We start from the raw sequence: 24371 nt of genomic DNA on the forward strand, positions 1-24371 counted from the left end.
ACCCCGCCCCACCCGGACTTCGCGGAAAAGTTCAACATCGAGCTGGCGCCGAACTAGGCTCGCCTTCGACTCTTCAGGGGCTTTGGGCTATAGCCCCCGCCCCATGCCCTTCACCGCCACCGTCCTGACCATGTTCCCCGAGGCCTTCCCCGGCCCGCTGGGTGTCAGCCTGATCGGCACGGCCTGGCGGGAACAGGACCTGTGGCGCCTTGAAACAGTGGACATTCGGACCTTTTCCAAGGATAAGCGCGGCTTCCTCGACGACACCCCCGCGGGTGGCGGTCCTGGACAGGTGATGAAGGCGGACGTGATCGCGGCGGCGCTCGACAGTGTCGACCTCGCGGGACGGCCGCTTTTGTGCATGAGCGCCCGGGGCAGGCCCCTGACCCAGGCGCGAGTTTCGAAGTGGGCCGAGGCGCCGGGGATCATCGTCCTCTGCGGCCGGTTCGAGGGGGTGGACCAGCGGGTGCTCGACGCCCGGGGGTTCGAGGAGGTCTCCGTCGGAGACGCGGTCCTGGCCGGTGGCGAGGCGGCGGCAATGGTGGCGATCGAGGCCTGCGTTCGTCTTGTTCCGGGGGTGCTCGGGCAGGCGGACAGCCTCAAGGAAGAAAGCTTCGAGGACGGGCTCCTCGAGCATCCGCAGTTCACCAGACCGCGGACGTTCGAAGGGCTGGACATCCCCGAGGTGCTGCTGAGCGGCGACCACAAGCGGGTCGCGGCCTGGCGGCAGGAGCAACGTGAACTGACGACCCGCGAGCGGCGGCCCGATCTCTGGGCGGCCCACCTCGCCAACTTACAGGCAAACGGCGCCCGCAAAGGGTAAGCCCTAAAATTGGAGTAGAGACTATGGCTGCCAACATCATCAAGCAGCTGGAGAAGGAAGAGGCCGAGCGTCTCGCCGCCCAGCGCAAGACCCCTGACTTCCAGGCCGGCGACACCCTGCGAGTGAACGTCCGCATCAAGGAAGGCGACCGTGAGCGCGTACAGGCCTACGAAGGCGTCTGCATCGGCCGCCAAGGCGCCGGGATCCACGAGAGCTTCACCGTCCGCAAGATCAGCTTCGGCGAAGGCGTGGAGCGGGTATTCCCGATCTTCTCGCCGAACATCGAAAGCATCGAAGTGAAGCGTCGCGGCGTCGTCCGTCGCGCCAAGCTCTACTACCTGCGCGACCGTCGCGGTAAGTCGGCCCGGATCGCCGAACGCGCCATGGGCGCCAAGAAGGAAACCGCCGACGCCGGCGAATAAGCCGCCGTTTCAGGCTGGAATTGGAAAGGCCCCGCTGGAAACGGCGGGGCCTTTTTCATTCTCAGTTGCTCCCCCCTCGGGCAGGGCAATCGCATATGGCCGTCGGTTCTAGGTTTCTTTCCCTTCTCCCTAAGGGGGAAGGAGGGGCCCGCCGCGAAGCGGTGGGAGGAAGAGGGTGTAGGGACGGTGGGAATAGGGCAAGCAGCGTAAACCCTCTCCCTCCCACGCTGCTTTCGCAGCGCGGGCCCCTCCCTCTCCCTCGCGGGAGAGGGTTTGAAGGTAGCTTGCCGCCATATGCGATAGTCCTGCCTCCTCGGAGGAGCTGTCAGCCGCTTCGCGGCCACCTCCCCCGATGGGGGAGGAGCGTCTCGCTTCCTTACTTCGCCCCAGCGATATAGGCGTCCACCTGCTGCTCCAGCACGTCCAGCGGCAGGGCGCCGTCCTTCAGCACCGCGTCGTGGAACGCCCGGATATCGTACTTCCCACCCAGGGCTGCCTTGGCCTTCTGGCGCAGCATCAGGATCTTCTGCTGGCCGACCATGTAGCTGGTCGCCTGGCCGGGCCAGCAGATGTAGCGCTCGATTTCCTTGACGATGTCGCGCTCGCTGAGCAGCGAGTTTTCCTGGAAGAAAGCGATGCTCTGCTCGCGGGTCCACTTCTTGGCGTGCAGACCGGTGTCGGTGACCAGGCGCACCGCGCGCCAGGCCTCCAGCGACAGCCGGCCGAAGTCGGAATACGGGTCGGTATAAAATCCCATCTCCTTGCCCAGCCGCTCCGAATACAGCCCCCACCCCTCGATGTAGGCGCCATAGCCGCCGAACCTGCGAAACTTCGGCAGCCCCTGGAGTTCCTGGGCCAGGGCGATCTGGAAATGGTGCCCCGGCGCGCCCTCGTGATAGGCGATGCCCTCGGCCTGGGGCTTCAGCACCTGGGTCATGTCGGCCAGGTTGACGTAGTAGATGCCGGGGCGAGACCCGTCCGGCGTCGGCCGGTTGTAGAAGGCCACGCTCGCCGTCTCCTGGCGCCATTCCTCGACCGCCCGCACCTCCAGCGGCGCCTTGGGCAGACGCATGAAATACTCCGGCGCCTTGGCCATCACCTGGGCGATGTAGCCCTTGGCGTCGGCCAGGTACTGCTGCTTGCCGGCATCGGTGTTGGGGTACTGGTATTTCGCGTCGGTCTTGATGGCCTTGAAGAAATCCTGCAGCGAGCCCTTGAACCCGACCTTGGCCATGATGGCCCGCATCTCCCCCTGCACCCGCTTGAGGTTAGCCAGCCCCAGCTGGTGGATCTGCTCGGCGGTCATGTCGGTGGTGGTCGAGACCTTCAGCCGGTAGGCGTAATAGGCCTCCCCGTCGGGCAGCGCCCAGGCGCCGTTGTTGCCCTTGGCCTGGGCCTGGACCTTCTTCTGGGTGGCCAGGAAGTGCTCGTAGCCTTCCTTGAACGGCCCGGTCAGCGCCGCCCTGCCCTCCGCCAGCAGCCGATCCTTGTCGGCCTGCGACGCGGTCAGCTTGCCGACCTTGGCCTTGAAGTCGGCCCAGACCGCCACGTCCTCTCCGTCGGTGAACGGCGCCCCGGCCAGCACGTTTCGGGCGTCCTTCTCGACCGGCGGAAAGGTGAAGGCCGGAGCCACGATCCCCTTGGACGCCGACTTCTCGATCGAGGCGGACACCTCGATCATCACCCGCTTGGTGTCCTTCAGCCGGCTGATGTAGGCCTCGGCGTCGCCGACCCCATCGACGCGATGCTGGTTGATCAGGAAGACCGGGATTTCCCCGGCGTGGCTGCCGTTGACCGTGGCCTGATAGCCGTGGTCCCGCCAGCGCACGCCCTCCTTGGCCACCGCCACGGACTGCTCGAACAGCCGCCAGCTGATCTGCGACTGGGACCCCAGCTTGTCGTAGGAGAACTGCGCCTTCATGGCCGCCAGCTGCGTCTCCGACAGCGCCAACCCTTTGTCCGCCCCCGCGTCGGTGTAGTCGTCCAGCTTGCCGTAGTCGGTCTTCATGCCCAGCGAGGTCATCGTTTCGGGGCTCAAGGCGATCGCCTGGTCGAACGCCGCGTCGAGGAAGGCGGTGAACCTGGCGTCCTCGCTTCCCTGAGCGAAGGCGATTCCACCAAGGGAGACCTGGGCCAGCGGCCCCGCGAGAACCAGCCCGGCCAGCGCCAGGCGACGGTTGATGAGCAGTTGGGTCACTTGGGCGTCCCTCTCGAGGTTTAAGGGCGCGCAGTCTCCACGGTTCGGGCAGGCTGTCACCTGTTGTTTCCCGCCCCGTCATCCTCGGGCTTGTCCCGAGGACCCATTTGTCCGCTCGCACAATGCAATGGGTGGAGGCGCGCCCGCGCCTCCATGGCAAGGGTTCGCGGTGGCTGAACGATGGGTCCTCGGGACAAGCCCGAGGATGACGGTGTGGTGGGATAAGTCGGGGCAAGTCCTTGCCCGCGACCGGCCGCCGCGTCTGATCCCGCGCACTTTTGTTGCGCCGCTCTGGACGGCGCGCCCTCGCCCGTCCTAAACCGCCTGCATGGCCGGCAAGACACTCTACGACAAGATCTGGGACGCGCACGCCGTCGCTCAGGATGGCGGCGAGACAGTTCTCTACATCGACCTGCACCTGATCCACGAGGTGACCACGCCCCAGGCCTTCGCGGGCCTCCGGGCCGCGGGCCGCAAGGTGCGCCGGCCCGACCGCACGCTCGCGGTTGCCGACCACAACACCCCGACCATCGGGCAGGCGCTGGGCGTCGACGCGGTCGAGGACCCGGAGGCGCGGCTGCAGCTGCAGACCCTGGGCCGCAACGTCGCCGACAACGGAATCGAATACTTCCCGATGGGCGACATCCGCAACGGTATCGTCCATGTGGTCGGCCCCGAGCAGGGGCGGACCCAGCCTGGCATGACCGTCGTCTGCGGCGATTCTCACACCTCCACCCACGGCGCGTTCGGCGCGCTTGCGCAAGGGATAGGCACCAGCGAGGTCGAACACGTCCTGGCCACCCAGACGCTGCGCCAGGCCAAGTCGATGAACATGCGCGTCACGGTGGACGGCGAGCTTGGTCCCGGCGTCACCGCCAAGGACATGGCCCTGGCCATCATCGGCAGGATCGGCACGGCGGGCGGCACCGGTTCGGTGATCGAGTTCGCCGGCGAGGCCGTGCGGGCGCTGTCGATGGAGGGCCGGATGACCCTCTGCAACCTGACCATCGAAGGCGGCGCCCGCGCCGGCCTGATCGCCCCGGACCAGACCACCTTCGACTACATGATGGGCCGCCCGGCCGCGCCGAAGGGCGCCGCCTGGGACATGGCGATGAGCTACTGGCGCACCTTCTTCACCGACCCCGACGCGGTGTTCGACCGTGAGGTCCGCCTCGACGCCGCCGACATCGTCCCCACCGTCACCTGGGGCACCAGCCCGGAAGACACCCTGCCGGTCACCGGCCATGTCCCGGACCCCGCCAGCTTCGAGACCGCCGACAAGCGGGCCTCGGCCGAGCGCGCCCTGGAGTACATGGGGCTGACGGCCGGTCAGCCGATCACCGAGGCGAAGATCGATGTGGTCTTCATCGGCAGCTGCACCAACAGCCGCATCGAGGACCTGCGCGCCGCCGCCAAGGTGGCGCAGGACGCCTTCCTGCACGGCCGCATGGTCGCTCCGCACGTCCGCGCCATGATCGTGCCGGGCTCGGGCCTGGTCGCGGCGCAGGCCGAGGAAGAGGGCCTGGACGCCATCCTGAAAGCCGCCGGCTTCGAATGGCGTGAGCCGGGATGTTCGATGTGCCTGGGCATGAACCCCGACAAGCTGACCCCCGGCCAGCGCTGCGCCTCCACCTCCAACCGCAACTTCGAAGGCCGCCAGGGCCGTGGCGGCCGCACCCACCTGATGAGCCCGGCAATGGCCGCGGCGGCGGCGATCGCCGGCCACATCGTCGACGTGCGGACGTTCCTGGAGCCATGATCACCGCCCTCGACCACATCGCCCTGGTGGTGAAGAACCTCGATGCGGCCCTGGACGGCCTCACCCGCCTGCTCGGCCGCGAGGCCGACTGGCGCGGGTCCGGCGGCGGGACGCGGCATGTCTGGTACCAGCTTGGCAACACCGCGCTGGACGTCATCCAGCCCGGCGAGGGCAACCCGATGTTCGCCGGCGCCGGCGGTCTCTGGGCCCTTGCCTTTGCCACCGACGACATGGAGGGCGACCGCAAGCGGCTGTCCCGCCTTTCCGTCGCCTCGATGGACCCGATGCCGGTGCGCACCAAGACCGAGGACGGCCAGACCCGCACCTGGCCGACGGCCATCGTCACGGACGGCGCCAACGGGGTCACCACCTTCCTGGTCGGGGAGACGCCCGCCTGGCCCGCCTCCCCCGCGGTCGGCGATGAGGCCGGCGCGGTCAGCGGCCTGGACCATGTGGTGGTCTCCACCCGCAACCCCGACCGTGCCGCCGCCTTCTATGGCGCGCGGCTTGGCCTGCCGTTCAAGCTCGATCGCAGCAACCCCGACTGGGGCACGCGGCTGATGTTCTTCCAGTGCGGAGACCTGATTGTCGAGGTGGCCCAGCAGCTGAAGCAGGAGCCCGGCGACGACCCCGACAGCCTCTGGGGCCTCTCCTGGCGCGTACCCGACATCGACGCCGCCCACGCCCGCATCGGCCAGTCCTTCGCCGTCTCCGACATCCGCGATGGCCGCAAGCCCGGCACCCGCGTCTTCACCGTCAAGGACGCCCCGGAGGGCGTTCCCACGCTTATCCTCGGACGAACCGGATGAAAGCCTTCACCCGCCTCGACGGCCGCGCCGCTCCGCTAGGCCTCGCCAACATCGACACCGACCAGATCATCCCGGCCCAGTTCCTCAAGACGGTGGAGCGCGAGGGGCTGAGCAAGGGCCTGTTCTTCGCCCTGCGGTTCGACGACCAGGGCGGCGAGCGGCCGGACTTCGTGCTCAACCGGCCGGAGTACCGGGGGACCAACATCCTGATCGCCGGGGACAACTTCGGCTGCGGCTCCAGTCGCGAGCATGCGCCCTGGGCCCTGATGGACTTCGGCATCGATTGCGTGATCTCCACCAGCTTCGCCGACATCTTCAAGAACAACTGCCTCAACAACGGCCTCCTGCCGGTCATCCTCAAGCCGGAGGAGGTCGAGGCCCTGATGGACGAGGCCAAGGGCGGCAACCACGTCTTCACCGTCGACCTGGAGAGCCAGACGGTCACCGCCCCGTCGGGCGCCAGATACCGTTTCGACATCGACCCGGACCGCAAGGCCAAGCTGCTCAAGGGCCTGGACGCCATCGGCGAGACCCTGCAGCACGCACCCGACATCGATCTCTACGAGAGCCGGCGCGCCCTGGCCACGCCCTGGATGGAAGCCTGATGGTCATCGTCATGGGAACCGTCCGGGTCGATCCGGACGCCATCGAACGCCTGCGCCCGGCCATGGAAGCGATGATGGCCGCCAGCCGCGCCGAGGACGGCTGCCTGACCTATGCCTATGCGCTGGACCTGCTGGAGCCGGGCCTGGTCCGCGTCTCCGAGTTGTGGACCGACCGCGCCGCGCTGGAGGCCCACTTCAAGACCGCCCACATGGCGACCTGGCGCACGGCCCTGGCCGGCCAGATTCGCGAGCGCGACATCAAGCTCTACGACTCTTCCGAAGGCGAAGCGTTTTGACCACCCTGCTCCTCCTCCCAGGCGATGGCATCGGCCCCGAAGTCTGCGCCCAGGTCCGCCGCGTGGCCGCCGCCCTGGCCCCTGACATCCGGATCGACGAGCGCGACTTCGGCGGCTGCTCCTTCGAGCGCCACGGGGTTCCGATCACCGACGAGGCGGTCGCCGCCGCCCTCGCCGCCGACGCGGTGCTGATGGGCGCGGTTGGCGGGCCGCAATGGGCCGGCGCGCCGCGCGACAAGCGGCCCGAGGCCGGCCTTCTGCGCCTGCGCCAGGAAATGCAGGTGTTCGCCAACCTGCGCCCGGCCCTCTGCTTCGACGCCCTGGCCGACGCCTCCAGCCTCAAGCGCGAGCTGGTCGCCGGCCTCGACATCATGATCGTCCGCGAGCTGACCGGCGGGGTCTACTTCGGCCAGCCCCGCTTCATCGAGACCCTGCCCGACGGCCAGCAGCGCGGCGTCGACACCCAGGTCTATACGACCAGCGAGATCGAGAGGGTGTCCCGCGTCGCCTTCGAGCTGGCCCGCGGTCGGCGCAACAAGGTGCACAGCGCCGAGAAGTCCAACGTCATGGAATCGGGCCTGCTTTGGCGGCAAGTGGTCACAAGTCTGCACCAGCGCGACTACCCCGACGTCGAGTTGGAACACATCCTGGCCGACAACGCCGCCATGCAACTGGTCCGCGCGCCCACCCAGTTCGACGTCCTGCTGACCGACAACCTGTTCGGCGACATCCTCTCCGACGCCGCCGCCCAGCTGACCGGCTCGCTCGGCATGCTGCCCAGCGCGGCATTGGGCGAGCCCGGCCGTCCCGGCCTCTATGAGCCGATCCACGGCTCGGCCCCCGACATCGCCGGCCAGGGCGTCGCCAACCCACTGGCGGCCATCCTGTCCTTCGAGATGGCCCTGCGCTGGAGCCTGAACCGCGCCGCCGAGGCCGACCGCCTGTTCGGCGCGGTTGAAGCCGCCTTGGCGGCCGGCGCCCGCACCCGCGACCTTGGCGGCCGGCTCACCACGGTCGAAATGGGCGATGCGGTGCTGAGCGCGTTAAAGGCCTGATGGCTCGCCTCGACGCCCACGAAGAGACCGCCCAGGCCGAACTGGCGGCCTGGCGCGAGAAGGTGCTCAAGCCTCCCGGCCCCATGGACCGCGCCGCGCGGAACATGCAGCAGACGGTCAACAACCTGATCCCGGAGGGGATCCACGCCGCCGTCACCAAGGTGATCGAGGGCCTGACCCGCACCATTCTGACCGGCTCCGACCTGACCACCGCCCAGCCTCTGGTCAACGCCTCGCTCGGCGCCCGCGAGAGCCTGGTCAAGCAGCGCATCGCCGCCTACCGCACCATGGCCGCCGCCGAGGGCGGGGTGGCCGGCGCGGGCGGCTTCCTGCTGGCCGCGGCGGATTTCCCGGTGCTGATCGGCTTCAAGATCAAGCTGCTGTTCGAGATCGCCGCCCTCTACGGTCACGATGGCGAGACCTGGGACGAGCGGCTCTACATCCTGTCGATCTTCCAGCTGGCCTTCTCCAGCGGCGACCATCGCCAGGCCGTCTATCGCACCCTGGAAACCTGGGCCCAGACCGCCGAGGCCCGCCCGGCCTCCCCCCGCGACTTCGACTGGCGCACCTTCCAGCAGCAATACCGGGACTATATCGACCTGGCGAAGCTGGCCCAGCTGATCCCCGTGGTCGGCGCCCCCATCGGCGCCTTCGTCAACTTCCGCCTGCTCGACCACCTGGGTGTGGCGGCGATGAATGCCTATCGCCTGCGGTGGTTCAGCGACCGCGCCTAACCCCTGCGTCCCCGAAGGGGGTCATGGACCTGGGCCTCGGCCACCACCTCGATATTGGCGACATGCGCCATGCGCAGGGCTTCGGGAGGGCCCACGAGCGTAAAGCTCATGCGGTTGAGGGCCTCCGGCCGCAACTGACCGCCGGGGGTCCGATAGGCGCCCACGCGCCAGCAGGCCACGCAGACGGCAACTTCCGGCGCCAGCGGCGTCAGGCGTTCGACCTCAACCAGCTTCAGGGGAACACCTTTGAACATGATGTCGAAGTAGACCCGGTGCGCCGCCTCGACCTCGGCACGGCCGCGCCAGTGCATGCCGACCACATTGACCCAGTGAACATCCGCTGTCGCCCAGTCGAACATCGCCTTGGCGTCGGCGGCGTTCCAGGCGTCCTCATGCGCCTGCAGAAAGGCCCGAACCCCTCGTGCAAGCCGGTCATCGGCCGCTTCGACACTGCCTGCCGTGATCATCGCTCCCATCCCTGCCAGCACCGCTCGCCTCTGCACGTCACAGTTCTCCCAACGTCTCCGGGAAGTTTGCCGGACCTGTGAGGACCCCAATTGTAAAAATCGGTCACCCCAGGACGGCCTGGGCGGCGAGTGCGCCGGGCGACGCCCCGCCGAAGGCGCGGCAGTCGCGGGCGAAATGGGCGTCGTCGAAATAGCCGGCCTCCTGGATAAGGCGCGTCCAGCTCTCGCCCGGCCGCATCGCTCTCTGATCAAGCACCCGGTTGAACCGCAGCGTGCGCGCGTAGAGTTTCGGCGGCAAACCCACGGAGTCGGTGAAGCGCCGATTGAACTGGCGCACGCCAAGGCCGCTGCGGATGGCCATGTCTTCGACCCGCATGGCGCCGCCCACACGCGCCAGCAGCCGGGCCGCGCGGTCCACCTCCGACTCCCCACGCGCGCCTTCCAGCATCCCATGGACCCACGCCGCCGCCACCAGGACCCTTTCGTCGAAGCCGACCGCCCGCCGGATCGCTTCTCTCAGCGGGGCGGCCCGTCGGCCGACCACGTCCATCGCATCGAAGGCCTGATCGGCAAGCTCGCGCATCGAAGGCCCAAACAATCGATGGAAGCCGGTCGGGGCGAAATGAATGTGAAAGGCGAGCACCTCCCCGACCATGTCCAATTCCACCCGGCGATAGCTCTGCGGCCCGACGACCACCAATTCCGGGGCGGGGCTGGGCGGGCCGCCATCGATGCGCGGGCGATAGGGTTCAGCCAGGTAGATTTCCAGGAACTGGTCAGGCCGCCCGGGAAGCGCGAGAGACAGGGGCCGGCCGGTCAGGTCGCCTCGGCGTTCGGCGAAGTGGCTGACCACCCCGCGAAGCACGGGCGGTGCCCTTTTTTCCTTGTAGGTCAGCATCGACAGGCCCTCGGCAAAACCATCGCTCGCCGCCTGCCGGCTGGCAATGCTTCGCCATCACGCCATCTTTGGATGAAGTCCACATCGCAGCCGGTCAGTATGACCCGACATCAGGAGCACCCCATGGCCCGAGACGACGACATGCCTCCCGGCATCGCCCACGATCCAAAAATTTCCCGCCGAGGCTTCGGCCTGGCCTCCCTTGCGGTGGGTTCGGCGGTCGCCGCGCCGGCCCTGGCCGAGGACGGGATCATGGAGATGGACGTCAACGTCCCCACGCCCGACGGGACCTGCGACGCCGCCTTCTTCCACGGCAAGGGCGCCAAGCCGGGCGTGGTGATGATCCCCGACGTGGTCGGCCTGCGCCCGGCCTTCCGCCGCATGGGCCGGCGGCTGGCGACGGCCGGCTACAGCGTGCTGGTCATCAACCCCTACTACCGCGAGAAGAAGGCGCCGGTGGTGTCCGAGACCTTCGACTTCGCCAACCAGGAAGACCGGGCGGCGGTGTTCGCACTTCGGTCCAAGCTGACCAACGCGACCATCGACACCGACACCGCCGCCTTCGTCGATTGGCTGGCCAAGAACCACCATGTGTCCAAGGCCAAGATGGGCTTCACCGGCTATTGCATGGGCGGCGCGATCGTCATGCGGGCCGCCGCCATCCGGCCGGACCGCGTGGGCGCCGGGGCCAGCTGGCACGGCGGCGGCCTGACCACCGACAAGCCCGACAGCCCCCACCTGCTGGCGCCGAAGATCAAGGCCAAGATGGTCTTCGGCGTCGCCCAGGATGACGATGCCAAGCAGCCGGAGAGCAAGACCATCCTCAAGGACGCCTTCGACAAGACCGGCAATCCGGCCATCGTCGAGGTCTACAAGGCCAATCACGGTTGGTGCGTGCCGGGCTCGGCCGCCTACAACGAGGCCGAAGCCGAGCGCGCCTGGGCGGAACTGTTGAAGCTGTACAAGGGCGCCCTAGTCTAGCCGAGCACCATCTGCGTCTGGGTCACCAGCCCGACCAGCTTGCCGTCCTCGCGCTCGATCCGCGTCTGCCAGACGCTGGTCCGGCCGCCGATGTGCAGCGGGGTGGCGGTCCCGATCACCGTCGTCCCGGCCTTGGCGGCGCCCAGGAAGTTGGTCTTGCTCTCCAGCGTGGTGGTGTGCTGGCCGGCGCTCAGGTTCAGGAACGCTCCCACGGCCCCCAGGCTGTCGGCGAAGGCCATCACGGCCCCGCCGTGCAGGATGGCGCCGGCGGTGCAGAGGTCGTCGCGGACCAGCAGGCGGCCGACGACCTTCTCCTTGGTCGCCTCAACGAACTCCACGCCCATCAGCTTGGCGAATGGCAGGGCGGCGGCGTCGAAGGTCATGGCGGGTCTCCTCTGGCGCCAGCATGCCAGCCCCGGACAGAGCCCGCCATAACCACGCGGGTAAGCTACCGCTCGCTGTCCAAGTGCTGCATCATCGCGGTCGGATAACGGTCGCCACGGGCCGCCCCATTCGGCGCCGCCGCCTCGATGGCCGCCAGGTCCGCCCGCGTCAGGGTGACGTCCAGCGCGCCTAGCGCCTCGCCCAGCCGCTCGCGCCGCCGCGCGCCGATCAGGGGGAAGATGTCCTCGCCCTGCGCGGCCACCCAGGCGATGACCAGCTGGGCGACGGTCACGCCCTTGGTCTCCGCCACCGCCCGCAGCGCCTCCACCAGGGCCAGGTTGTGGTCGATATTGTCGCCTTGATAGCGCGGGTTGAAGCCACGGATGTCGCGCCCCGCCGCCGTTCGGTCCTTGCTCCAGTGGCCGCTGATCAGCCCCCGCGCCAGCACGCCATAGGCGGTGATCGCGATCCCCAGTTCGCGGCAGGTCGGCAGGATCGCCGCCTCGATACCCCGGCTGATCAGCGAATACTCGATCTGCAGGTCGCAGATCGGATGCACAGCCGCCGCCTTGCGGATCGTCTCGGCGCCGACCTCCGACAGGCCAATGTGGCGGACATAGCCAGCCTGGACCATCTCGCCGATCGCCCCGATGGTGTCCTCGATCGGGACCTGGGGATCCAGCCGCGAGGGCCGGTAGACGTCGATATGGTCGACCTGCAGCCGCTTCAGCGTCATGGCCAGGAAGTTCTTCATCGAATTGGGCCGGTTGTCGTAGCCGACGAACCCGCCGTCCGGGCCGCGCAGGCCGCCGAACTTGACGCTCAGCTGATAGCGGTCGCGCGCCACCCCCTTCAGCGCCTCGGCCAGCAGCATCTCGTTGTGGCCGCTGCCGTAGAAGTCGCCGGTATCGATCAGGGTGACGCCGGCCTCGAGCGCAGTGTGGACGGTGGCCAGGCTCTCGTCCCGGTCGGCGGGGCCGTACATGTCGCTCATCCCCATGGCGCCGAGGCCGAACTGGGAAACGGTCGGGCCGGTGGCCCCCAACTGACGGGTCTGCATGGCGATCTCCTTGCGGCTGCGAGGCGGGTTATGCGCCTGATGCCGCTGTGCGATAATCCGCTGCATTCGAGACGACCTGTGCGGAAATTCGAACAATGATCCAGCCGGACCTAGCCGACCTCGACGCCTTCACCGCCGTCGCCCGCGCGCGCGGCTACCGCTCCGCCGCGTCGGCCCGCAACGTCTCCGCCTCCTCCCTCAGCCAGGCCGTGCGCCGGCTGGAGGACCGCCTCGGCGTCCGCCTGCTCAACCGCACCACCCGCAGCGTCACCCTGACCGAGGCCGGCGCCCGGCTGCTCGAACGGCTCGAACCGGCGCTCGGCGGGGTGGCCATCGCCCTGGAGGCGGTCAACGCCTTCCGTGACACCCCGCTGGGGACCCTCCGCCTCAATGTCTCGGGCATCGTCGCCCGCCTGCTCCTCCCGCCCCTCCTCGCGCCCTTCATGGCCGAGCACCCCGGCGTGACGGTGGAAATCGTGGTGGACGACAGTTTCGTGGACATCTTCGCCGCCGGCTTCGACGCCGGCGCGCGGTTCGAGGAGGCCCTCGACCAGGACATGATCGCCATCCCGCTGGGCCCGCCGATGCGCTTCGCCCTGGTCGCCGCGCCCTCTTACCTTGCCCGCTACGGAACGCCGGCCCACCCCGCCGACCTGGCCCACCACGTCGCCGTCCGCCACCGCTTCCCCAGCGGCTCCATGACCCCCTGGGAATTCGAGAAAGACGGCCAGATCATCCGCGCCACCCCGCCCCGCACCCCGCTGGTCACCAACGCCTTGGAGGCCCTGGGCCGCGCCGCCGTGGACGGCGTCGGCCTGATGTTCACCTTCTCCGGTCTGGTTGAACGCGAGCTGGCCGACGGCCGGCTGGTGGAGGTGATGGCCGACTGGTCCCAGACCTTTCCAGGGCCAAGCCTATACTACCCCAGCCGAAGGTTGGCGCCGGGCCCGCTGCGGGCCTTCGTGGACTTCCTCCGGCGGCCTAGACCGGCTCCGCCACGATGAATTCCGGATTGTCCACAAAGCCCATGAATTCGCCCATGATCTTCTGAACCACCGCGCCCGGCATATCCTCGCCGACGAAACCCGCCAGGTCGGGAATGTCGAACACCTCGATGTAGTCGACGCTGGGCGTTCCCTCCCCCATCAGCAGGCCGGTGACCCGGTGGGTCACGAAGCTGCTGACTCGGGTCAGGCCCCGCATCCCCGGATAGTCGACCGACCGTATCCAGGCCTCGTAGTCTTCCGGTGCAGTTCCGGGTTTCAGCTTGTAGGTCAGGAACACGGTCGCCATATCTGCCACTCCATCAGGAGCAAGAGACCTACAGACCTTTTCGACGGGCCATACCGTCCAAAAGGGGGCCTTAAAGGGTCTAGAGGTTTCCTTGCCTTGCTTGCGACCGGGCGGGGGCGTATCGCTCCGCGCCTTGATCCTCTTGGCAAGCCAAGAGGATCGAAATGTATCGTTGTGAGCGCGTCGGGCGGCGGAACCGCGTGCACTTCCGCCTGCCGCGCTCGCGCACTTTAGGAGACTACCGATGGGCTACAGAGTGGCCGTCGTCGGCGCCACGGGCAACGTGGGCCGCGAGATGTTCAACATCCTCGAGGAACTGGAATTTCCGGTCGATGAGATTCACGCCATCGCCAGCCGCAAGTCGGTCGGCATGGAAGTCTCATTCATCAACCAGACCCTGAAATGCAAAGACCTGGAGCAGTTCGACTTCTCCACCGTCGACCTGGTGCTGATGAGCGCCGGCGGGTCGGTATCCAAGGCCTGGGGCGAGAAGATCGGCCGCGCCGGTCCCATCGTGATCGACAACTCCAGCCACTTCCGGATGGACCCGGACGTGCCGCTGGTCATCCCGGAGGTGAACCCCGACGCGGTCGAGGGCTTCCGGAAGAAGAACATCATCGCCAACCCCAACTGCACCACCGCCGGCCTGCTGGTGGCGCTGAAGCCGCTGCATGACGCGGCCAAGGTGAAGCGGATCGTGGTCTCCACCTTCCAGTCGGTGTCCGGCACCGGCAAGGAGGCGATGGACGAGCTGTGGGAGCAGACCAAGGGGGTCTTCGTCCTCGGCGCGCCGGCCCCAAAGGTCTACCACAAGCAGATCGCCTTCAATGTGATCCCCCAGTGCGACGTCTTCCTCGACGACGGCTCCGGCGACACCAAGGAAGAGCGCAAGATGCGGGACGAGACCCACAAGATCCTCGATCCCAACATCAAGGTCTCGGTCACCTGCGTGCGCGTGCCGGTCTTCGTCGGCCACAGCGAGGCGGTGAACATCGAGTTCGAGAGCGCGCTGGACGACGATGAGGCCCGCGAGATCCTGCGCGAGGCGCCCGGCGTGATGGTCGTGGATAAGCGCGAGGACGGCGGCTACGTCACCGCCAAGGAAGTCCAGGGCGAGTTCCCCGTCTACGTCAGCCGCATCCGCAACGACCCGACCGTCGAGCACGGCCTGTCGATCTGGGTGGTTTCCGACAACCTGCGAAAGGGCGCCGCCCTCAACGCCGTCCAGATCGCCCAGCTGCTGCACGACCGCGGCCTGATCAAGCAAAGGGCCCTGGCCTGATCGAATAGCCCCGCAACAAGCGGAGCGTATCGAGAGGCCCGGACCCACAAGGTCCGGGCCTCTTACCTTTCGGAGTGTGTGTCTTGCCTGAGTCCAAGGAAGGCCGGTCCGCCCTGTTCGCGGGGCTCGGGGCCTACGGCATCTGGGGATTCCTGCCCCTCTACTTCCACCTGCTGAGCGGGCTGGGCGTCAGCAACGGCGAGATGATCGCCCACCGCACTCTGTGGAGCGTCTTCTTCGCCGCCGCCCTGGTCTGGCTGTCGCGCCAGGGGCCGGAGGTCCGGCGGGTGCTGACCGAGCCGCGCACGCTGGGCCTGCTCGCCCTCTCCACTTTGGCCATCCTGATCAACTGGACCATCTATGTGGTCGCCGTGAACAGCGGGCGGGTGATCGAGGCCAGCCTCGGCTACTACATCAACCCGCTGCTCAACATGGCGGTCGGGGCGCTGTTCTTCCGCGAGCGGATGCCGCTGACCGGCAAGATCGCCATCGCCCTGGCTGCCATCGGGGTGGCGGTCCAGACCGTGGCGCTGGGCCACCTGCCGCTGATCTCGCTCGGCCTGGCGGTCAGCTTCTGCGCCTATGGCGTAATCCGCAAACAGGTGAAGGCCGACGCCCAGACCGGGCTGTTCTTCGAATGCGCCTACCTTGCCCTGCCGGGCCTGGCCTACGTGCTGTGGCTGCAGTCGAGCGGCCAGGGCCATTTCCTGGACGGCCCGGCCCTCGCCCTGCTGCTGCTCGCCGCCGGTCCCGCCACCGTGGCGCCCCTGGCCCTGTTCGCCTGGTCGGCCCGCCGCCTGTCGCTGACCGCGCTGGGCTTCCTGCAGTTCGTCGCCCCGACGTTGCAGTTCATGGTCGGCCTGGCGCTCGGCGAGGCCTTCACCCCGATGCGGGCGCTGAGCTTCGCCTTCATCTGGGCCGGTGTGGCGGTGTTCGCCTGGGGGGCGTGGCAGGCGTCCCGCAGGACTGTGGTGGCGCCTGCCCAATAGATTCCTCGGCCCAACATTCCCGTCATCCCGGAAAGCGCGTAGCGCTTATCCGGGACCCAGGGGCTGCAGCGCACCGGCCGGAAAGCTGTGTTCGATAGCGAGATCATGCACCCCTGGGTCCCGGATAGCCCGCTTCGCGGACTTCCGGGATGACGGATTTGGGACCCTTGGGTGTTCACAGTCCCCTGCGGCGAGGACCTGTGTATGCTGATCTCTCACCGGAGGCCCTGAGCGTGATTTCCAGACGGACCCTGATGGCAAGCGGCGTCGCCCTCGCTGCCGCTCCAGCTTTCGCCCAGGACGACCCCTTCTCCCGCCTGCAGACCGGCACGGGCGAGCCCAAACGCGCGGTCCCCGGCTATGCGACCATCGCCTTCCGCCGCCCGGACGAGACCGCGACCTTCGCCAAGGCCGGAGGCTACGCCATCGCCGGGCCGACCGGCCGGATCATGCGCCTCGACTCGCCGATGCGCATCGCCTCCATCTCCAAGCTGGTGGCCGCGATCGGCTTCATGAGCCTGCAGGAACAGGGCCGTGTCGGCCTGGACGAAGACGTCTCCGAACTGCTCCGCTTCCCCCTGCGCCACCCGCTGTTCCCCGATGTCCCGATCACCCCGCGCATGCTGCTCAGCCACACCAGCGGCCTGCGCGATGGCCCCAGCTATCCCGTCGGCCTCGGCCGCAAGCTGGCCGACGCCCTGACCCCCGGGGGCAAACAATGGGACAACGGCGCCTGGTTCGGCCCGGCGAGCGAGCGACCGGGTGAGTGGTTCGCCTATGCCAACGTCAACTTCGCGGTCATTGCCGAGCTGATCGAGCGGATGACCGGCGAGCGGTTCGACCTGTTCATGGCCCGCCGGGTGTTCAAGCCGCTGGGCCTGGAGTGCGGCTACAACTGGTCCGGCGTTCCCCAGCGCCTGCGCAACTACGCCGCCGCCCTCTATCGCAAGGCGCCCGACGAGGATGGCCCCTGGGACGCCAAGGGTCCCTGGCTGCCGCAGTTCGACGCGGCCGTCCCAGCCGCCCCGGAAATCCTGGTCACCCGGTCGCCGGAGGGCGAGACCCTGCGGCTGGCCCCGGACGAGTATGACGGCGGCAACGGCTTCGTCTTCTCCCCCCAGGGCGGCCTGCGCGCCAGCGCCCGCGATCTGGAGGTCTTCGCCCGCCTGCTGGCCGGCGGCGGCCAGGTCGACACCGTCCGCATCCTCAAGTCCGAAACCGTCGCCCTGATGGCCCAGCCGATCTGGACCTACACGCCCGCGCGGCCGAACGGCGAGGCCTATGGCGGAATGATCCTGGCCTATGGCCTGGGCTGCCAGATCCTCACCGACAGCGGAGGCGACAGCTTGTTCCCCGGGTGCGCCGGCTGGATCGGGCATGCGGGTGACGCCTATGGCCTGGTCTCCGGCCTATGGGTCCAGCCGACCACCGGCAGGGGCATGACCTACCTGGTCAACGGCCTGGCCGCCCCGCTGGCGGAGTTGCGCGAACGGTCGAAGTTCACCGTCGTCGAGGAACAGATCGCCGGCGTCCTCGCCACCGCCTGATCAGAGGGCCTCGTAGGCCGCCGAGATCAGCCGGCGGCTGCGCGGATCGCCGATCAGGTGCACGTCCTGGCGGTTCATCACATAGGCGCCGCCGACCCGCGCGTCGGGATCGGCGAAGGCGCAGCTGCCGCCCCAGCCGCTGTGGCCGATGGTCCGCTCGCCCGGGCCGAAGAAATGGTTCGGCGCCGCCCGCATGAAGCCCGCCGCCCAGGACAGCTCGTAGGGCAGCACCAGGTCCTGCCCGCGAATACGCTCGGCCGAGGCCAGGTCGCGCACCGCCGGCGAGAGAACCTGCACCCCGCCGATCGACCCGTCCCCGGCCAGAGCGCCCATGAACCGCGCCAAGGCTTCCGCAGTGGCATGCCCGTTGGCGGAGGGGACCTCCAGCCGGCGCCACTCTGGGCCCCGGCCGTTCGGCGCCGCCCAGGGGGACAGGAAGGCGGCCCGTTTGGGATCGGTGATCTCGCCGAACACCGGCAGGGCGGTCGGCGGCTTCAGCTCCGCGACCCGGCCGTGCTCGCTGTCCGGCAGGCCGATCCACAGGTCCAGCCCGGCCGGGTGGCAGATGTCGGCCTTCAGCGCCTGGCCCATCGTGCGGCCATCCGCGCGGCGGAAGATCTCGCCGGTCAGATAGCCCACGGTCAGGGCGTGGTAGCCGCTGGCCGAGCCAGGCGGCCACATCGGCGCCAGCGCCGCCAGCTTCGCGGCAATGGCCTGCAGGTCGAACCAGAGGGCGGGATCCATCTCCGCCGTGAAACCCGGCAGGCCGGACTGGTGCGACAGCACCTGTTCGACGGTGATCGCCTGTTTGCCGTTCTGGGCGAATTCCGGCCATAGGCTGGCGACCGGCTGATCGTAGGCCAGCTTCCCCTGTTCCACGAGCCGGGCGATCATGGTCGCCGCCACCGCCTTGGTGGTGGAGTAGATCATGGTCAGGGTGCGGTCGTCGAAGGGCGTAGTCTGTTTGCGATCCGCCCAGCCGCCCCACAGATCGACGACCAGCTCGCCGTCGACAACGAGGGAGAAGCGAGCCCCGAGCTCCAGGTTCTCCTCGAAATTGGCCTCGAAGGCGTCGAAGACGCCCGAGAACCGCGGACTGCAGAAGCCGCCGATGTCGGTCATGCCAGCCGCTCCATACGCACCGTCGGACTGGCGTTCTTGATCTTCGCCCCGACCGCCACGATCGGCAGTTCCGGCGACTGCCAGATGCCGGCCGCCGCCACCGTTTCGGCCAGACCGCCGACCGCCCGCGCCAGGCCGTAGGATGGCGTCTGCCCCTCCAGCATGGCCGCCGCGAACAGCGCCGCCAGCAGATCCCCGGTGCCGCTGGGCACATTGTCGGCCTTCAGGTGCGCCGCCAGCCAGGCCTCGCGCTTGTCGGCGTAAACCACCCCGATCTCGCCGCCCCGATGCACCGAGGACACCAGCGCCGGACGGCCCATCAGCCGTGCGGCCCGCACCGCGGAGGCCGGATCGCGCACCTCCGTGCCGCTGAGCCGCTGAAGCTCCCAGGCGTTGGGGGTGATCAGGTCGGCCAGTGGAACCAGCACCTCCGCAATCGCCTGGGCCACGCCCGGATCGACATAAAGCCCCTTGCCCGCATCCCCCATCACCGGATCGACTACGATGTAGGGCTTGCGCGCGAAGGCCCCCTCGCGCGGCGCGCCGCGCACCGCCTCGATGGCGCGCCCGGCCGCGCGCACCTGTTCGACGGAGGCGAAGTAGCCGGTGATCACCAGGTCGGTCAGGCCGAACAGCCCGTTGGCCTCGATCCCGTCCAACATCCCCTCGAACGCCTCGATCGGCACCTGGGCTCCGCCGGGCGCGCCCCAGCCGGGATGCCGGCCGTAGAGCACGGTGGGCACGGCCACAGGGTCGATCTTGAACTGGGCGAGCGCCAACGCCTGGGCCGAGCCGCCCACGCGGCTGCCGGCAACGTGGCTGGAAAGGAGAAGCGCCATGGGCATGGGGGATGGGATTAGCCGAGCAGCGTTCGCCGCGCCATGCCCAAAAGCGGGGTAGGGTCCACAGTCCACACAAAGAAAAAGGGCGGAGGCCTGCGCCTCCGCCCTTCCGGTCTCGCGATTCGCGAAATCTTAGTAGCGGTAGTGGTCCGGCTTGAACGGGCCTTGCTCGGGCACGCCGATGTAGTCGGCCTGATCCTTGCGCAGGGTGGTCAGCTTGGCGCCCAGCTTTTCCAGGTGGAGCATGGCCACCTTCTCATCCAGGTGCTTGGGCAGGGTGTAGACGCTGTTCTCGTACTTGGACCGATTGGTCCACAGCTCGATCTGGGCCAGGGTCTGGTTGGTGAAGCTGGCGCTCATCACGAAGGACGGGTGGCCCGTGGCGTTGCCCAGGTTCACCAGACGGCCTTCCGACAGCAGGATGATCTTCTTGCCGTCCGGGAATTCCACGTGGTGGACCTGCGGCTTGATCTCGTCCCACTTGAAGTTCTTCAGGCCGGCGACCTGAATTTCCGAGTCGAAGTGGCCGATGTTGCAGACGATGGCGTTGTTCTTCATCGCCCGCATGTGGTCGACGGTGATCACGTCCTTGTTCCCCGTCGCGGTGACGAAGATGTCGGCGCGGCCGGCGCTGTCGTCCAGGGTCTGGACTTCATAGCCTTCCATCGCCGCCTGCAGGGCGCAGATCGGGTCGATCTCAGTGACGATCACGCGGGCGCCGCCCTGGCGCAGCGAGGCGGCTGAGCCCTTGCCCACGTCGCCGTAGCCGCAGACCACCGCCACCTTGCCCGACAGCATCACGTCGGTGCCACGGCGGATGGCGTCGACCAGGCTTTCGCGGCAGCCGTACAGGTTGTCGAACTTCGACTTGGTGACGCTGTCGTTGACGTTGATGGCCGGGAACGGCAGGTCGCCGGCGGCGGCCATCTGGTAGAGGCGGTGAACCCCCGTGGTGGTCTCTTCCGACACGCCGGTGACGCTGTCGCGGATGGCGCTGTAGAAGCCGGGCTTCTCGGCCAGGTAGCGCTTCATCACCGCGAACAGGGCTTCTTCTTCCTCGTTCTGCGGGTTGTTCAGCACCGACGGATCCTTCTCCGCCTTGGGGCCCAGCACGCAGAGCAGGGTGGCGTCCCCGCCGTCATCGAGGATCAGGTTCGGGTAGCCGCCGTCATGCCACTCGAAGATCTTGTGGGCGTAGTCCCAGTACTCGACCAGGGTCTCGCCCTTGACCGCGAACACCGGGGTGCCGGTGGCGGCGATGGCCGCGGCGGCGTGGTCCTGGGTGGAGAAGATGTTGCAGCTGGCCCAGCGGACTTCCGCCCCGAGAGCTTGCAGGGTCTCGATCAGCACCGCCGTCTGGATGGTCATGTGCAGGGACCCGGCGATGCGGGCGCCCTTCAGCGGCTGATCCTTGCCGAACTCCTCGCGCACGGCCATCAGCCCCGGCATTTCGGTTTCGGCGATGGCGATTTCCTTGCGGCCGAAGTCGGCCAGCGAGATGTCGCGCACGATGTAGTCAGCCACGGAAGGCTCCTTGCGGATTGAAAGATTGGCGCCTCTATAGCCGCCAAGCCCTCCGGGAGCAATAAGGATATAAAGATATCCTTATATGCCGGCGATGGCTTTCCGGCATCGTTCCTTCCCCGCCCGGTCGAGCCCGCTCGCCAATCGCGCCGTGCGAAGGTCGAACCGCGCCTTGCCGGCCGGATAGAAGCGGATCACCCGCTCGGTCTCCCCGTCCTTGACCCGCAGCACATACTTCACCCGGGAATCACCGATGACGCCGCCCTCGCGGCGCACGATCTTCATCCCGTCGCGCAGGCCGGCGGCATAGGCTGGGCTAGCCGGATCGACGCCGTTCAGCACGCCCTCCTTGGTGTTGGCAGGGTCCCAGCCCCGCTCGAACACCGCCACCCTGGCGGTCTCGATGACAAGGCAGCCGCCGAACCAGTCCCCATCCAACGGGATGACCTCGCCAGCGTCGACATAGCGGGCGATGTCCGCCGTCGGGTCCAGCCCTTTTGAGACCATCATGGCCGTCAGTCCGGACCGCACGCCGGGGATGTCGTCGGGCGTCCGCGCATTGCGCACCTGATTGCGCATGCCCAGCACCACATTGTCGAGGTCGACCATGCCGCCGCTGCCGCGCCGCAGCGCCTCGTCCCAACGCAGGGCCAGGAAGGCGCCGCGCCGATAGGGAATCCGCTGGGCGTCGCGATTGGTCCAGTAGCCCTCCGCCACCCGCACATTGTCCCAGGTCCGGGCCGCCGAGGTGTCATACTCGCGGAACGCCTCGTTCAGGGCCGCCAGATACTGATCCAGCGTCCAAACCCCGCCGCGCAGCTGGGTCCGCCAGGCGTAAAAGTCAGTGAACCCCTCGCCGAACCAGTAGTCCAACGCCTCATTGTCCGGCATCCGCGCCAGCTGTCCGGGGATCCAGCTGTGCACATGCTCATGGCCCAGGATGCCGCCGATATCGTCCTCGACATCGCCCCGCGTCGAGAACAGCGCAAACGCATCGCTCCGCCCGGTGCCGCCCACCGACCGCCAGCCCTCGGGCGCCTCGACGGGGATCAGGGTGACCAGGAACGGCCCCTCCACGTCGTCGAAGAAGTCGCGCTGGGCCGTGATCACCTTGGCCACATCCCCCGCGAAATCGCCCTGCTTGAACGGCCATTCCCCGCGCATCGCCACCCGCAACGTCCCGCCCGGAATCCGCCGCGTCGCCACCCGCACATCCGGCCCGCCCAGGGCCACGCTCTCGATCACCCCGCCGATGTCCAGAGTACCGGCGCCCGCGTGCTGCAGGTCAGAGGCGATGGTCCAGTCGGCTGGCCAGCCGGTCCAGGTCACCCGCGCCGCCTGTCGCGTCTTCAGGACCGGCTGCACCACCCAGGCGTTGCCGAGCAGATGGAACCACCTTGGCCGCACCACCGGCCGATAGGGATTGTCATTCTCCGCGTTCGGCTCGCCGGCATAGGCGTTGACCACCCGATAGCGAACCACCACCGCCGCCCCCGGCGCATGCCGCACCAGCCGCCGCGCCGGCCCCGTTTGGCTCAGAGTTCCGCCCTCGACGGTCATGCCCTCCAGATGCTGATACAGCCTGTCCTTGCCGCCCCAGCTGTCGGGCAGCACCAGTTCGGTTTCTCCCTCATCCTCCGCCCGGAACCGCAGGGTTACGGCTACCGCCGTCAGCTCGCCGTCGCGCATCACGGGGGCAAGGTCGTAGGCGATCACCGACGGGGCGGCGGCGCCCATCAACGGCAGGACGAGCAGCAGGGCCAGCAGTGAAAGAACGCGGGTCATGCCGCCTTCCTAGCAATGCTTCGCCCTCCCGCCTTCTTAAATCCCCGTCATCCCGGACAGCGAGGATGACGGATGCCGGCGAGGCCCGTAGGCTCCCGTCACCTTGCTGGGGAGTTCGCATGTTCCGAAAGTTCGCCACCCTCACCGCGGTTGCGGCCGCCGCCGTCCTGGCCGGTTCCGCCATCGCCCAAACCGAAGCCGGTGACGTCACCGTGGTCCACGCCGGAACCCTGCTCGACCGCCCGGGCACGGCGCCGCGCAAGAACGCCTCCATCGTCATCCGCAACGGCAAGATCGAAGCCATTCGCGACGGCTTCGTCGATATCCCCGGCGCCAAGATCGTCGACCTGAAGGACAAGTTCGTCCTCCCCGGCCTGATCGACAGCCACGTCCACCTCGACAGCGACCGCGCCGGTGTCGAAGGCTTTGTCGCGGGGGTCAGCGAGTCGGTTCCCGCCCACGCCTACGAAGCCCAGATGAACGCGAAGAAGACGCTGCAGGCGGGCTTCACCACCGTGCGCAACCTGGGCAGCGGCGACGGGGTCACCCTGGCCCTGCGCGACGCCATCGCCAAGGGCTGGGTCGATGGCCCCCGGATCCTCGACGCCGCCAGTTCGATCTCCACCAGCTCCGGTCACATGGACCAACGCCTGGGCCTGAACGAGCAGTTCCGCGAGGTGGTCTCCACCAGCAACGTCTGCGACGGCCCCGAAAGCTGCCGCCAGGCCGTCCGCCTGCAGATCTCCCGCGGCGCCGACGTGATCAAGATCGCCACCACCGGCGGGGTGAACAGCATCATCGGCGCCGGCGTCGGCAAGCAGATGTTCGACGACGAGGCCAAAGCCCTGATCGAGACCGCCCACCTCTACGGCAAGAAGGTCGCCGTCCACGCCCACGGCGCCGACGGCATCAAGCTGGCCCTCACCTACGGCGCCGATAGCATCGAGCACGGCACCATCATGGACGAGGAAACCATCCGCCTGTTCCTCAAGACCGGCGCCTACTACGTCCCCACCCTCTCGACGGTGAACGGCTACCTGGAGCGCATCGCCAAGGATCCCAACGCCTATCCGCCCTCGGTCCGGGCCAAGATCGACTGGCGCATCAAGATCACCGGCGAAAGCCTTCAGAAGTGCGTCCCACGCGGCGTGAAGATCGCCTTCGGGACCGACGCCGGAGTCTCCAAGCACGGCCGCAACGCCGACGAGTTCGAACTGCTGGTCAGGTATGGCCTGACCCCCATGCAGGCCATCCAGGCTGCCACGGTGAATGCGGCGGACCTGCTCGGCCTCTCGGGAGAGGTCGGCAGCCTGGAGCCCGGCAAGCAGGCCGACATCATCGCGGTCTCGGGCGACCCGTTGACCGACGTGCGGGTGCTGAAAAGCGTCGGCTTCGTGATGCGCGGCGGGCGGATCTACAAGGGCTGAGCTCACTGAGGGGCAGAGGCTTTCCCTGAACGCCGCTCGCCCCTACAACCGCCCCGCCAAGACGCCACAT

The 24371-nt window shown here is 68.2% G+C and carries 24 protein-coding genes; 14 read left to right on the forward strand and 10 right to left on the reverse strand.

Annotation, left to right across the window (positions count from 1 at the left end):
- Positions 1-103: 103 nt before the first annotated feature.
- Together trmD and rplS are read left to right on the forward strand one after the other, a co-directional pair.
- Complete coding sequence (gene trmD, locus GVN21_RS12115; protein ID WP_166575011.1) at positions 104-823, forward strand: tRNA (guanosine(37)-N1)-methyltransferase TrmD; 720 nt, start codon at positions 104-106, stop codon at positions 821-823.
- 23 nt (positions 824-846) lie between these two features.
- Positions 847-1245 (forward strand): 50S ribosomal protein L19, encoded by a 399-nt coding sequence (rplS, locus tag GVN21_RS12120; RefSeq protein ID WP_166575012.1) that lies wholly within the window; start codon positions 847-849, stop codon positions 1243-1245.
- Positions 1246-1621: 376 nt separating this feature from the next.
- Here rplS and GVN21_RS12125 read toward each other — a convergent pair whose 3' ends face one another.
- Entirely contained in the window at positions 1622-3442 is a 1821-nt protein-coding gene (locus GVN21_RS12125; RefSeq protein ID WP_346764257.1) for a DUF885 domain-containing protein, read from the reverse strand.
- Between the two features lie 328 nt (positions 3443-3770).
- Between GVN21_RS12125 and leuC the strand changes: the two genes are divergently transcribed.
- Genes leuC through GVN21_RS12155 form a run of 6 tightly spaced genes read left to right on the forward strand, consistent with a single transcriptional unit; the run spans position 3771 to position 8700 of the window.
- Complete coding sequence (gene leuC / locus GVN21_RS12130; protein WP_166575013.1) at positions 3771-5201, forward strand: 3-isopropylmalate dehydratase large subunit; 1431 nt, start codon at positions 3771-3773, stop codon at positions 5199-5201.
- Positions 5198-6010 carry a VOC family protein gene (locus GVN21_RS12135; RefSeq protein WP_166575014.1) on the forward strand — a complete coding sequence of 271 codons (813 nt, stop codon included), beginning with the start codon at positions 5198-5200 and terminating at the stop codon, positions 6008-6010. The genes leuC and GVN21_RS12135 overlap by 4 nt, the downstream gene beginning before the upstream one ends.
- Positions 6007-6615: a 3-isopropylmalate dehydratase small subunit gene (leuD, locus tag GVN21_RS12140; protein ID WP_166575015.1), complete on the forward strand. Its 609-nt coding sequence runs from the start codon at positions 6007-6009 to the stop codon at positions 6613-6615. The genes GVN21_RS12135 and leuD overlap by 4 nt, the downstream gene beginning before the upstream one ends.
- Positions 6615-6911 (forward strand): putative quinol monooxygenase, encoded by a 297-nt coding sequence (locus tag GVN21_RS12145; protein WP_166575016.1) that lies wholly within the window; start codon positions 6615-6617, stop codon positions 6909-6911. The genes leuD and GVN21_RS12145 overlap by 1 nt, the downstream gene beginning before the upstream one ends.
- Positions 6908-7966, forward strand: a complete 1059-nt coding sequence (gene leuB, locus GVN21_RS12150; protein WP_166575017.1) for a 3-isopropylmalate dehydrogenase — start codon at positions 6908-6910, stop codon at positions 7964-7966. The genes GVN21_RS12145 and leuB overlap by 4 nt, the downstream gene beginning before the upstream one ends.
- Entirely contained in the window at positions 7966-8700 is a 735-nt protein-coding gene (locus GVN21_RS12155) for an EcsC family protein (RefSeq protein WP_166575018.1), read from the forward strand. Before leuB ends, GVN21_RS12155 begins: the two co-directional genes overlap by 1 nt.
- On the opposite strand, the gene GVN21_RS12160 is transcribed toward GVN21_RS12155, so the two are convergent.
- Positions 8697-9167, reverse strand: coding sequence for an SgcJ/EcaC family oxidoreductase (locus GVN21_RS12160; RefSeq protein WP_166575019.1), 471 nt, complete (start codon positions 9165-9167; stop codon positions 8697-8699). The two genes, GVN21_RS12155 and GVN21_RS12160, sit on opposite strands and share 4 nt — an antisense overlap.
- A gap of 103 nt (positions 9168-9270) precedes the next feature.
- A complete protein-coding gene (locus tag GVN21_RS12165; protein WP_166575020.1) occupies positions 9271-10065 on the reverse strand; it encodes a helix-turn-helix domain-containing protein in 795 nt (264 codons plus the stop codon).
- A 123-nt stretch (positions 10066-10188) separates the two neighbouring features.
- Here GVN21_RS12165 and GVN21_RS12170 point away from each other — a divergent pair, with 123 nt between their 5' ends.
- Positions 10189-11046: a dienelactone hydrolase family protein gene (locus GVN21_RS12170; RefSeq protein WP_166575021.1), complete on the forward strand. Its 858-nt coding sequence runs from the start codon at positions 10189-10191 to the stop codon at positions 11044-11046.
- Here the strand turns inward: GVN21_RS12170 and GVN21_RS12175 are convergent.
- Both GVN21_RS12175 and GVN21_RS12180 read right to left on the reverse strand, forming a co-directional pair.
- On the reverse strand, positions 11043-11429 hold the full coding sequence (locus tag GVN21_RS12175; protein ID WP_166575022.1) for a PaaI family thioesterase: 387 nt from the start codon (positions 11427-11429) through the stop codon (positions 11043-11045). The two genes, GVN21_RS12170 and GVN21_RS12175, sit on opposite strands and share 4 nt — an antisense overlap.
- Before the next feature lie 65 nt (positions 11430-11494).
- Positions 11495-12490 carry an aldo/keto reductase gene (locus GVN21_RS12180; RefSeq protein WP_166575023.1) on the reverse strand — a complete coding sequence of 332 codons (996 nt, stop codon included), beginning with the start codon at positions 12488-12490 and terminating at the stop codon, positions 11495-11497.
- 95 nt (positions 12491-12585) lie between these two features.
- On the opposite strand from GVN21_RS12180, the gene GVN21_RS12185 reads away from it, so the two are divergent.
- A complete protein-coding gene (locus GVN21_RS12185) occupies positions 12586-13494 on the forward strand; it encodes a LysR family transcriptional regulator (protein WP_166575024.1) in 909 nt (302 codons plus the stop codon).
- Here GVN21_RS12185 and GVN21_RS12190 read toward each other — a convergent pair.
- A complete protein-coding gene (locus GVN21_RS12190) occupies positions 13472-13783 on the reverse strand; it encodes an REDY-like protein HapK (RefSeq protein WP_166575025.1) in 312 nt (103 codons plus the stop codon). The two genes, GVN21_RS12185 and GVN21_RS12190, sit on opposite strands and share 23 nt — an antisense overlap.
- 244 nt (positions 13784-14027) lie before the next feature.
- Here GVN21_RS12190 and GVN21_RS12195 point away from each other — a divergent pair, with 244 nt between their 5' ends.
- The 3 genes from GVN21_RS12195 (at position 14028) to GVN21_RS12205 (ending at position 17601) form a co-directional block, all read left to right on the forward strand.
- Positions 14028-15065: an aspartate-semialdehyde dehydrogenase gene (locus GVN21_RS12195; protein WP_166575026.1), complete on the forward strand. Its 1038-nt coding sequence runs from the start codon at positions 14028-14030 to the stop codon at positions 15063-15065.
- 74 nt (positions 15066-15139) lie between these two features.
- Positions 15140-16054, forward strand: a complete 915-nt coding sequence (rarD, locus tag GVN21_RS12200) for an EamA family transporter RarD (protein WP_166575027.1) — start codon at positions 15140-15142, stop codon at positions 16052-16054.
- Positions 16055-16287: 233 nt separating this feature from the next.
- Entirely contained in the window at positions 16288-17601 is a 1314-nt protein-coding gene (locus GVN21_RS12205; protein WP_166575028.1) for a serine hydrolase domain-containing protein, read from the forward strand.
- Here GVN21_RS12205 and GVN21_RS12210 read toward each other — a convergent pair whose 3' ends face one another.
- From GVN21_RS12210 to GVN21_RS12225, 4 genes are all read right to left on the reverse strand, one after another.
- Positions 17602-18723 (reverse strand): serine hydrolase domain-containing protein, encoded by a 1122-nt coding sequence (locus GVN21_RS12210; RefSeq protein WP_166575029.1) that lies wholly within the window; start codon positions 18721-18723, stop codon positions 17602-17604.
- Positions 18720-19568: a PfkB family carbohydrate kinase gene (locus GVN21_RS12215; protein WP_166575030.1), complete on the reverse strand. Its 849-nt coding sequence runs from the start codon at positions 19566-19568 to the stop codon at positions 18720-18722. The genes GVN21_RS12210 and GVN21_RS12215 overlap by 4 nt, the downstream gene beginning before the upstream one ends.
- 129 nt (positions 19569-19697) lie before the next feature.
- Positions 19698-21089, reverse strand: a complete 1392-nt coding sequence (ahcY, locus tag GVN21_RS12220) for an adenosylhomocysteinase (RefSeq protein WP_166575031.1) — start codon at positions 21087-21089, stop codon at positions 19698-19700.
- Positions 21090-21170: 81 nt separating this feature from the next.
- Positions 21171-22874 carry a hypothetical protein gene (locus tag GVN21_RS12225; RefSeq protein ID WP_166575032.1) on the reverse strand — a complete coding sequence of 568 codons (1704 nt, stop codon included), beginning with the start codon at positions 22872-22874 and terminating at the stop codon, positions 21171-21173.
- Positions 22875-22993: 119 nt separating this feature from the next.
- On the opposite strand from GVN21_RS12225, the gene GVN21_RS12230 reads away from it, so the two are divergent.
- The gene (locus tag GVN21_RS12230) at positions 22994-24301 is read left to right on the forward strand and encodes an amidohydrolase family protein (RefSeq protein WP_166575033.1); all 1308 of its coding nucleotides are present in this window, start codon (positions 22994-22996) and stop codon (positions 24299-24301) included.
- The last annotated feature ends 70 nt before the right edge of the window (positions 24302-24371 follow it).

The sequence above is a fragment of the Caulobacter sp. SLTY genome, assembly GCF_009905535.1.
Classification (GTDB): domain Bacteria; phylum Pseudomonadota; class Alphaproteobacteria; order Caulobacterales; family Caulobacteraceae; genus Caulobacter.

Coding starts and splice junctions, on each gene's coding strand:
- GVN21_RS12195 (WP_166575026.1), top strand. CDS start 14,028: ATGGGCTACAGAGTGGCCGTCGTCGGCGCCACGGGCAACGTGGGCCGC.
- GVN21_RS12175 (WP_166575022.1), bottom strand. CDS start 11,429: ATGACCTTCGACGCCGCCGCCCTGCCATTCGCCAAGCTGATGGGCGTG.
- trmD (WP_166575011.1), top strand. CDS start 104: ATGCCCTTCACCGCCACCGTCCTGACCATGTTCCCCGAGGCCTTCCCC.
- GVN21_RS12215 (WP_166575030.1), bottom strand. CDS start 19,568: ATGCCCATGGCGCTTCTCCTTTCCAGCCACGTTGCCGGCAGCCGCGTG.
- GVN21_RS12225 (WP_166575032.1), bottom strand. CDS start 22,874: ATGACCCGCGTTCTTTCACTGCTGGCCCTGCTGCTCGTCCTGCCGTTG.
- GVN21_RS12210 (WP_166575029.1), bottom strand. CDS start 18,723: ATGACCGACATCGGCGGCTTCTGCAGTCCGCGGTTCTCGGGCGTCTTC.
- GVN21_RS12165 (WP_166575020.1), bottom strand. CDS start 10,065: ATGCTGACCTACAAGGAAAAAAGGGCACCGCCCGTGCTTCGCGGGGTG.
- GVN21_RS12190 (WP_166575025.1), bottom strand. CDS start 13,783: ATGGCGACCGTGTTCCTGACCTACAAGCTGAAACCCGGAACTGCACCG.
- leuD (WP_166575015.1), top strand. CDS start 6,007: ATGAAAGCCTTCACCCGCCTCGACGGCCGCGCCGCTCCGCTAGGCCTC.
- GVN21_RS12160 (WP_166575019.1), bottom strand. CDS start 9,167: ATGATCACGGCAGGCAGTGTCGAAGCGGCCGATGACCGGCTTGCACGA.
- GVN21_RS12145 (WP_166575016.1), top strand. CDS start 6,615: ATGGTCATCGTCATGGGAACCGTCCGGGTCGATCCGGACGCCATCGAA.
- GVN21_RS12135 (WP_166575014.1), top strand. CDS start 5,198: ATGATCACCGCCCTCGACCACATCGCCCTGGTGGTGAAGAACCTCGAT.
- GVN21_RS12185 (WP_166575024.1), top strand. CDS start 12,586: ATGATCCAGCCGGACCTAGCCGACCTCGACGCCTTCACCGCCGTCGCC.
- GVN21_RS12155 (WP_166575018.1), top strand. CDS start 7,966: ATGGCTCGCCTCGACGCCCACGAAGAGACCGCCCAGGCCGAACTGGCG.
- GVN21_RS12180 (WP_166575023.1), bottom strand. CDS start 12,490: ATGCAGACCCGTCAGTTGGGGGCCACCGGCCCGACCGTTTCCCAGTTC.
- rplS (WP_166575012.1), top strand. CDS start 847: ATGGCTGCCAACATCATCAAGCAGCTGGAGAAGGAAGAGGCCGAGCGT.
- GVN21_RS12170 (WP_166575021.1), top strand. CDS start 10,189: ATGGCCCGAGACGACGACATGCCTCCCGGCATCGCCCACGATCCAAAA.
- leuC (WP_166575013.1), top strand. CDS start 3,771: ATGGCCGGCAAGACACTCTACGACAAGATCTGGGACGCGCACGCCGTC.
- GVN21_RS12230 (WP_166575033.1), top strand. CDS start 22,994: ATGTTCCGAAAGTTCGCCACCCTCACCGCGGTTGCGGCCGCCGCCGTC.